The sequence below is a fragment of the Prevotella sp. P3-92 genome, from assembly GCF_002251205.1.
Taxonomy (GTDB): domain Bacteria; phylum Bacteroidota; class Bacteroidia; order Bacteroidales; family Bacteroidaceae; genus Prevotella.
The window spans coordinates 1-7331 of the sequence record NZ_NPJE01000029.1 but is presented as its reverse complement, the minus strand read 5'-3'; the positions used below and the strand labels follow the sequence as shown (position 1 = coordinate 7331).

Here is a 7331-nt window from a genome sequence, read left to right as displayed (position 1 = left end):
AAGGAGTCGGCTATAAGGACTTTGACAACATGATTTTGACACCCTGCACTAAAGGGTGACAAGATATACCAGCCGTGCCAAGGCTACTATCTTTGTGGTGGTGACACCCCGTGATTGCAAATTAACCAATGGCACTGCTGGAGATGGAACCCAGTCTGAGTAAAACTCGAAGAGGAAAGTATCTGATTATCACAGGTCGGAAGAGGAACTGTGACGGATAACTATGCACCACAATTATGCGTTCTTGTGGGTTTTGTTGCTTGTGCAGGGAAATGAAATTAGGTTTTATAGAGGAAAGATAAGTATATTTTTTGAAAACTCCTATTTTTCTTGGTGTTTCTCTCACTTAATCGTACCTTTGCAACGCAAAACAGATAAAACAAAATATTGCAAATGAAAAAACAACTAAAAACTGCCTCTATCTGTGTACAGGGAGGCTATGAAGCGAAAAACGGTGAACCTATTGAGTTGCCCATCATCCAGAGTACTACCTTTAAATATGATAACTCTGAAGAAATGGCGATGCTCTTCGATTTGAAGAAAGAGGGCTATTTCTATACCCGTCTGCAAAATCCTACCAACGATGCTGTGGCCAAGAAGATTGCACAACTCGAAGGTGGAGCAGGGGCGGTACTGACCAGTAGCGGACAGGCAGCCAACTTCTATGCCGTGTTTAATATCTGTGAGGCTGGCAGCCATATCGTTACTTCCAACGAAATCTATGGTGGCACATTCAATCTCTTTGGCGTCACCCTGAAGAAACTGGGTATTGAATGTACCTTTGTCAATCCCAACGATAGCGAAGAGGAAATACAAAAGGCTTTCCGTCCCAATACCAGAGCGGTGTTTGGCGAAACCATCAGCAATCCCGGCTGTGCCGTACTCGATATCGAGAAATTCGCACGCATTGCCCATCGTAACGGTGTGCCTCTCATTGTAGATAACACCTTTGCCACTCCCATCAACTGCCGCCCCTTTGAATGGGGTGCCGACATCGTGACCCACAGTACCACGAAATACATGGATGGCACGGCATCGCAGGTGGGAGGTGTTGTCGTAGATAGCGGACAGTTTGACTGGATGGCGCATGCCGATAAGTTCCCCGGACTCTGCACTCCCGATGAGAGCTACCACGGACTCACCTATGTCAAGGCATTCGGAAAAATGGGCTATACCACCAAACTCGTTGCCCAGCTCATGCGCGACTTGGGCTCTATCCCTGCACCGATGAACTCGTTTATCCTCAACCTCGGTCTTCAGACCCTCCATCTGCGCATGGCACAGCATTGCAGCAATGCCCAGCGTGTGGCAGAATTTCTGCAGGCAGACCCTCGTGTGGCATGGGTACACTATAGCGGACTGCCTGGCGATGCCTATCATGAGTTGGCAGAGAAATATCTGCCTGGCGGATCGTGTGGCGTCATAGCCTTCGGACTGAAGGGCGACCGTGAGACCGCTATCCGCTTTATGGACTCGCTCGACATGATCAATATCGTGACCCACGTGGCTGATGCACGCACCTGTGTGCTTCACCCTGCCAGCCATACCCACCGTCAACTTTCCGACGAACAGCTTCGTGAGGCTGGTGTGGCTCCCGATCTCATTCGTCTTTCTGTTGGTATTGAAGATTGTGACGACATCCTCGACGACATCCGTCAGGCTCTCGATAAGATCTGAAAGTAGTTTTCATAAACAATAATAACAAACAGGAGGCAGACACGCATCATCGGTGTTTGCCTCCTGTTTTGTTATTCGGATGTAACGGTGATTATTCCTTCACAGCCTTCATGATGACTTCCACATGGTTGCCAGACTTGAGGATTGTGTTCTGGAGGAAGTCTGATATCTGTTTACTGTCAATCTCGTTGACCGTCTTCTTATAGTCGGTATGGGTATCTACACCGCGTGTGGCATAGTTGATCAGCACGCTAAGCCAGTGGCTGTTCTCACGGCTGTCCACATCGGCTTGCTTCAGCAGAATCTCCTTGACCTTCTGCAGGTCGGCAGCATCAGCACCTGCCACGACCTCCTTCATGCCTTGGAAGAAGCAGGGGATGGCAGCATCCGACTTCTCAGGATTCAGCTGTGCGCTACCAACGATATTGACAGCAGCCAAACCGTCTTTATCGGTGAAGACAGAGGCGGTGGCACCCGCATGATAGGCAGCGCTGAGTTCCTCACGGATAGAGCGCAGATACTTCATCTCCAACAGGCGAGCTGCCATGTCAGCCAGCACGTCAGTCTTCAGTGTGTAAGGCATCATGGCATACCATATCTCCTGAACCTGATTCTGTGGGTTGCTCATCGCCTTGGTGAATACGTTGCTCACCTTGCCTTTGGCATAGGGGATGTCCTTGTTTTGCAGGGTGCAGCCCTTTGCAGGCAGCGAAGCGATATACTGTTCGATGAGTGGCAGAAGTGTAGCCTCGTCGTAGTTGCCCACGAAATAGAAGGTGAAGTCTTTGGCATTGCCATAATACTGCTTACCTATGGCCAGCAGACGGTCGTAGTTGATGGCCTTGATATCGTCGGCAGAAGGAATGCGTGCCAGTTTGCTACCCAGATATACGGTGCTCTGTACTGAGTCTTGGAACACGAGGTTGGGGTTGTTGCTCTGGTTGGCAAGGATGGTGGCATAGGTGTTCTGCAGGTTGGCAAACGATTTCTCGTCTTTCTTCACAGCTGTCATGTCGAGGTAGATGAGTTGCATCAGCGTCTCGATATCCTTCGGAGTGCTCTTACCGCTCAATCCGTGGTAGAACGGATCCATGGTGAATTTGACACTCGCCTGCTTGCCAGCCATGGCCTTTTCCAGTTCTGCGTTGGTGAAATTGCCCAGACCGCTGGCATCCAGTGCCTGGGTCATCAGCATCACACTGCTCTGATCGGCTTTCTCAAATGCCGAATATCCCACCTTGGCTTTTGCAGAGAAGAGAATCTCGTTGTCCTTGAAGTCGGTCTTCTTCATGATGACCTTCGCACCGTTAGACAGTGTCAGTTCCTTATATCCCAACACCTTATTCTCTACGGTCTTCCTGATCTTGCCAGCCTTAGGCAGCTGGGCAATGAGGGGTTCGTTCTTCACGTGATCCACGTAGGCTTCGAGTTTCTCAGCCCTCACCCCTTTCACAATGTCAGCCAACTGCTGTTCGGTGGGGTATGCCTTACCGTCTTTCTCCTGCATCATCATCAGCGTCACGAAGTTGGTATCGCTGTTGCAGATGAGTTTCTTGGCATACATATTGATCACCTCCACGGGGATGTTGGGGATGAGCTGTTGCAGGATAGCACTCTCGTCTTCTATCGAGGGGATAGGTTCGTTGGCAATGAAGTGATCCACATACTGTGTGGTAAACTGCTCATTCTTCATTTTGTCCTTATTGGCAAGGCTTTTCTCTATCTGACTTTTGATCTCGTCCCTGGCACGCTGATATTCTGTAGCAGTGAAACCGAAGTCGTGCGCACGCTTGGCTTCACGCAATACAGCGGCATACGCCTCCTTGACTTGACCTTCCTTGGCGAGTCCTGTCAGCGTGAAGGCACCGCAGGTTCTCGACATGAGGTAATCGCCATTGTCGCCCACAGCCTGCAGATAGGGGCAGTCGGGCTCCTTGGCTTTCTCGCTGAATCGGGTGTTCAGCATGAGGGTGAGTGCATTGTCCATGTATTTCATGAGGAGATAGTCCATGTTGACCTTCATCTCATCGGGAATAGCTTTGTGCTTCATGTTGATGAGGAAGAGGTCAAACTGCTGTTCCTTGTCCTTATCCACCACATAGATTGCGGTATCGTTGGGGCTTACCTGCTCTGGTATCACTTTGGCGGCATCGGCAGGCACCTTGATGTCGGCAAACAGCGTCTTGATCTGTGCTTCGATATGATCTACGTCCACATCACCCACCACGATGATGGCCTGGTTGTCTGGGCGATACCATTTGCGATAGTAGTCGCGCAGGGTTTCGGGGTTGCATCCGTCGATGACGCTCATCAGTCCGATAGGCATGCGGAAGCCGTATTTCTCGTTTTGGTAGAGGCGAGGCAGACTGCGCTCGATCATGCGCTGCTGACCCACCATGCGCATGCGGTACTCATTGTGCACCACATCGCGTTCGTCGTCTATGGCTTTCTGCGTCAGCGAGATGCCGTTGCTCCAGTCTTTCAGTATCAGCATACACGAATCCACAGCCGTTGGTCGGGTGGTGGGCACATCGGTGAAGAAATACACCGTTTTGTCAATACTGGTATAGGCATTGAGGTTGCGACCGTATTCCACGCCGATGCTCTGCAGATATTCCTGTAGGGTATTGTCTTTGAAGTGTTCTGTGCCGTTGAATGCCAGATGCTCCAAGAGGTGTGCCAGTCCGCGCTGGTCCTCGTTCTCGTTGATAGAACCGACCTTCTGTGCGATATAGAAGCTTGCCACATGCTCAGGGAAATTGTTTTTGCGGATGTAGTAGGTCAGTCCGTTGTCCAGATGACCAATCTTCACCTTGCTATCCACGGGGATAGGTGGCATTTGCTGTGCCGTCGTTGGTGTTGCACCCAACAGTAGCATTGCCGCTGCCAATAGATTTTTTGGTTTCATATTTTACGATTTTGTTAATAATGATTTTCTCGCGATTAGGATATTGTGTGCAAAAGTAAGTATTTTGTTATGATAAGCAAAGCTTTTGCACTGATTTGTAGTGCCTTTTAATGTTTTTTAATTCAAGTCTCTTAACTTCCTGAACGACCGTAGGGAGTGATAACTTCTTTAACTTCAATCAATTCCCTCAGTTGCGCGTGTGGGGAAGTTAAGGGAAGTTAGAGAGAAGTTAGAGGGAAGTTAGAGGGAAGTTAGAGAGAAGTTAAGGGACAAATGTCCAACGTCTTACGGCAAAAAGGCTATTGTCTCTTAACTTCCCGAACGACCGTAGGGAGTGATAACTTCTTTAACTTCAATCAATTCCCTCAGTTGCGAAACGTTTTACTGGTATTACTCGTTGACCAGAGGAACGGCGAAGTATCCCTTCCTGCCAGTGGGGAACACACCCTGGATGAAGAGTACAGGATCCTTGGAGGTTGAAGTTTCCTTCACCGCATTCTGCAGGTCCTCCACCGACTTCATCGGCTGTTCGTTCACGCGCTGGATAATGAAGCCCTGGGGCACACCAGCCTCTTTCAGTCTGCCGCCGCTAATCTTAGCCACCTGCAGACCATAGCTGATGTTCAATTGCTCCTTCTGGCTGCTGGTGACGGCACGGAACGTACCGCCCAGTACATCGAGGTCGGCATTCTTCACCACCTTGGTAGTGCCCTGTTCGTTCTTCAGCGTCAGCGTAGCGGAATGGCTCTTCTTGTTGCGCAGATAGGTGACAGTCAGTTTATCGCCGGGGCGCTTCTGGGCGATGATGCCCTGCAGTTCGCCAAACTTCTTGATCTTCTGGCCGTCGATGCTCGTGATGACGTCGCCCTTCTTCAGTCCTGCCGAGGCGGCAGCACCATCCTCCACCACTTCAGCCACATAGATGCCTTCCATGGTGCCAAGGTCGAGTTGGTTGCCCTTTTCCTTCTCCACGTCCACATAGGTGCTGACGTCGCTGCCCTTGATGCCTATCATGGCACGCTGCACGGTACCGTACTGTTTGATGTCGGCGACCACCTTGTTCATGATAGCGGTAGGAATGGCAAAGCCATAACCGATGTTCTGTCCGGTCTGAGAGTATATCATCGCGTTGATGCCGACCAGTTCGCCGCGTGTATTGACGAGCGCACCGCCTGAGTTTCCCTGGTTGATGGCAGCGTCGGTCTGAATCATCGACGATACGCCTTCGCCCATCTGGCGAGCCTTGGCAGAGATGATGCCCGCAGTCACTGTGTTGTTCAGTCCGAGGGGGTTGCCTATAGCCAGTACCCATTCGCCCACTTTCACATTGTCGCTATTGGCAATGGCGATGGCAGGCAGATTCTTGGCATCAATCTTGATGAGCGCCAGGTCGGTGGTCTTGTCGGCACCGACGATGCGGGCTGAATACTCCTTACTGTTCTCGTTGAGCGTAACGGTCAGTTCGTCAGCGCCATCCACCACGTGGTTGTTGGTCACGATATATCCGTCGGCAGAGATGATCACACCGCTGCCTGCAGCAGCCCGTTTCGGGGTCTGCACCTGTCTCTTGCGGCTTCCGTTGCTGCCGTTCTGCCCGCGGCCGAAGAAGCCGCCGAAGGGGTCTGAGAAGAAATCCTCAAAAGGGTCGGCATATTCCACGGTCTGCACCTTAGAGTTGATCACCGATTTAATGTAAACCACCGAAGGCAGTGCCTTGTCGGCAGCGTAAGTCAGATCCACTGGTTGTCCCGGAGCAGCAGCAGGAGCCGCTTGGGTTTTGTTGCACGATGCAGCAGAAAATGCGATCACCATCAGATAGACCGCTGGCAAAATGCTTTTCACAATCTTTTTCATGTTCTTTTTATGTTTTTTTTTGATGTTATAATTCCCGTTTTCGTGAAACTGGGTGCAAATATAGACGCAAAATATGTTAAACTGCCAAAATGGCATTGCTTTTTGGCGCATTTTAACACTTCGACCGCTCCCCTTAACGGCTGTTTGCGCTTTCCCTGCTATTGTTGAAAAAATCACAAAACATCATTTGAAAAAGTTGCAAGTTGTTTTCTTATCATCCTTCATTTTCTCGCCATGGCAGAGTTTAAGCGAGCTTTATTCTGCTCATTTGGCTTAACGAAAACGTTGGTTTTCACCCTTCGTTTTCTCGCCATGGCAGAGTTTAAGCGAGCTTTATTCTGCTCATTTGGCTTAACGAAATCGTTCCTTTAATTCTGTTACCAACTACGCTTTGCAGGAGGTCAACGCTGAATCCGAGTTTGTTTGCCAGTTCGCTGATGATTTGCGATTTCTCGGTACTGGGTTTTTCTTTTTCTTTTGTCATAGCTCGTTAATTTGAGGGTTAGTGAATAAGTAACAAGTAACAAGTAACAAGTAACATACGGTGTACAAGCAGTGCAAGTTTGGTAAAAGCTTAGAATTTGTAAGGTATATAATTTTATTATATATTATAATATTATATATTATAATAATATAATAAAGTTTTACAGCCTTATTCGTTCGTTGCTTTTCTTTGAATGTTACTTGTTACTTGTTACTTGTTACTTGACCGAATACCGCTGTATCCGTGAGGCTGGACCTCGGCTGCAAAGGTACGAACCTTTGTGTAAGTTCAAGATAGAAGTGCAATTTTCAGGTAGAGGTAAAGATAAAATCTAATACCTGAAAACACCGAGGGGTTTGGGGTCGAGCAGCCCCCATGAGAGAACTTACGAGCCAGAATTCAACAATG

Annotated in this window: 4 protein-coding genes; 1 reads left to right on the top strand and 3 read right to left on the bottom strand. The window is 49.2% G+C overall.

All coding sequences use genetic code 11. The annotated features are described in order from the left end of the window. Nucleotides 1-393 precede the first annotated feature (393 nt). A complete protein-coding gene (locus CIK93_RS04485; RefSeq protein WP_094446705.1) occupies nucleotides 394-1677 on the top strand; it encodes an O-acetylhomoserine aminocarboxypropyltransferase/cysteine synthase family protein in 1284 nt (427 codons plus the stop codon). A gap of 91 nt (nucleotides 1678-1768) precedes the next feature. On the opposite strand, the gene CIK93_RS04480 is transcribed toward CIK93_RS04485, so the two are convergent. From CIK93_RS04480 to CIK93_RS13610, 3 genes are all read right to left on the bottom strand, one after another. Beyond that, a complete protein-coding gene (locus CIK93_RS04480) occupies nucleotides 1769-4585 on the bottom strand; it encodes a pitrilysin family protein (protein ID WP_094446704.1) in 2817 nt (938 codons plus the stop codon). Nucleotides 4586-4975: 390 nt separating this feature from the next. Continuing rightward, the gene (locus CIK93_RS04475) at nucleotides 4976-6439 is read right to left on the bottom strand and encodes a trypsin-like peptidase domain-containing protein (RefSeq protein WP_094446706.1); all 1464 of its coding nucleotides are present in this window, start codon (nucleotides 6437-6439) and stop codon (nucleotides 4976-4978) included. Between the two features lie 322 nt (nucleotides 6440-6761). Next, complete coding sequence (locus tag CIK93_RS13610; protein ID WP_158215471.1) at nucleotides 6762-6923, bottom strand: hypothetical protein; 162 nt, start codon at nucleotides 6921-6923, stop codon at nucleotides 6762-6764. Nucleotides 6924-7331: the final 408 nt, after the last annotated feature.

Excerpts from the sequence above, each read along its gene's own strand:
- CIK93_RS13610 (WP_158215471.1), bottom strand. The coding sequence starts at position 6,923 with ATGACAAAAGAAAAAGAAAAACCCAGTACCGAGAAATCGCAAATCATC.
- CIK93_RS04485 (WP_094446705.1), top strand. The coding sequence starts at position 394 with ATGAAAAAACAACTAAAAACTGCCTCTATCTGTGTACAGGGAGGCTAT.
- CIK93_RS04480 (WP_094446704.1), bottom strand. The coding sequence starts at position 4,585 with ATGAAACCAAAAAATCTATTGGCAGCGGCAATGCTACTGTTGGGTGCA.
- CIK93_RS04475 (WP_094446706.1), bottom strand. The coding sequence starts at position 6,439 with ATGAAAAAGATTGTGAAAAGCATTTTGCCAGCGGTCTATCTGATGGTG.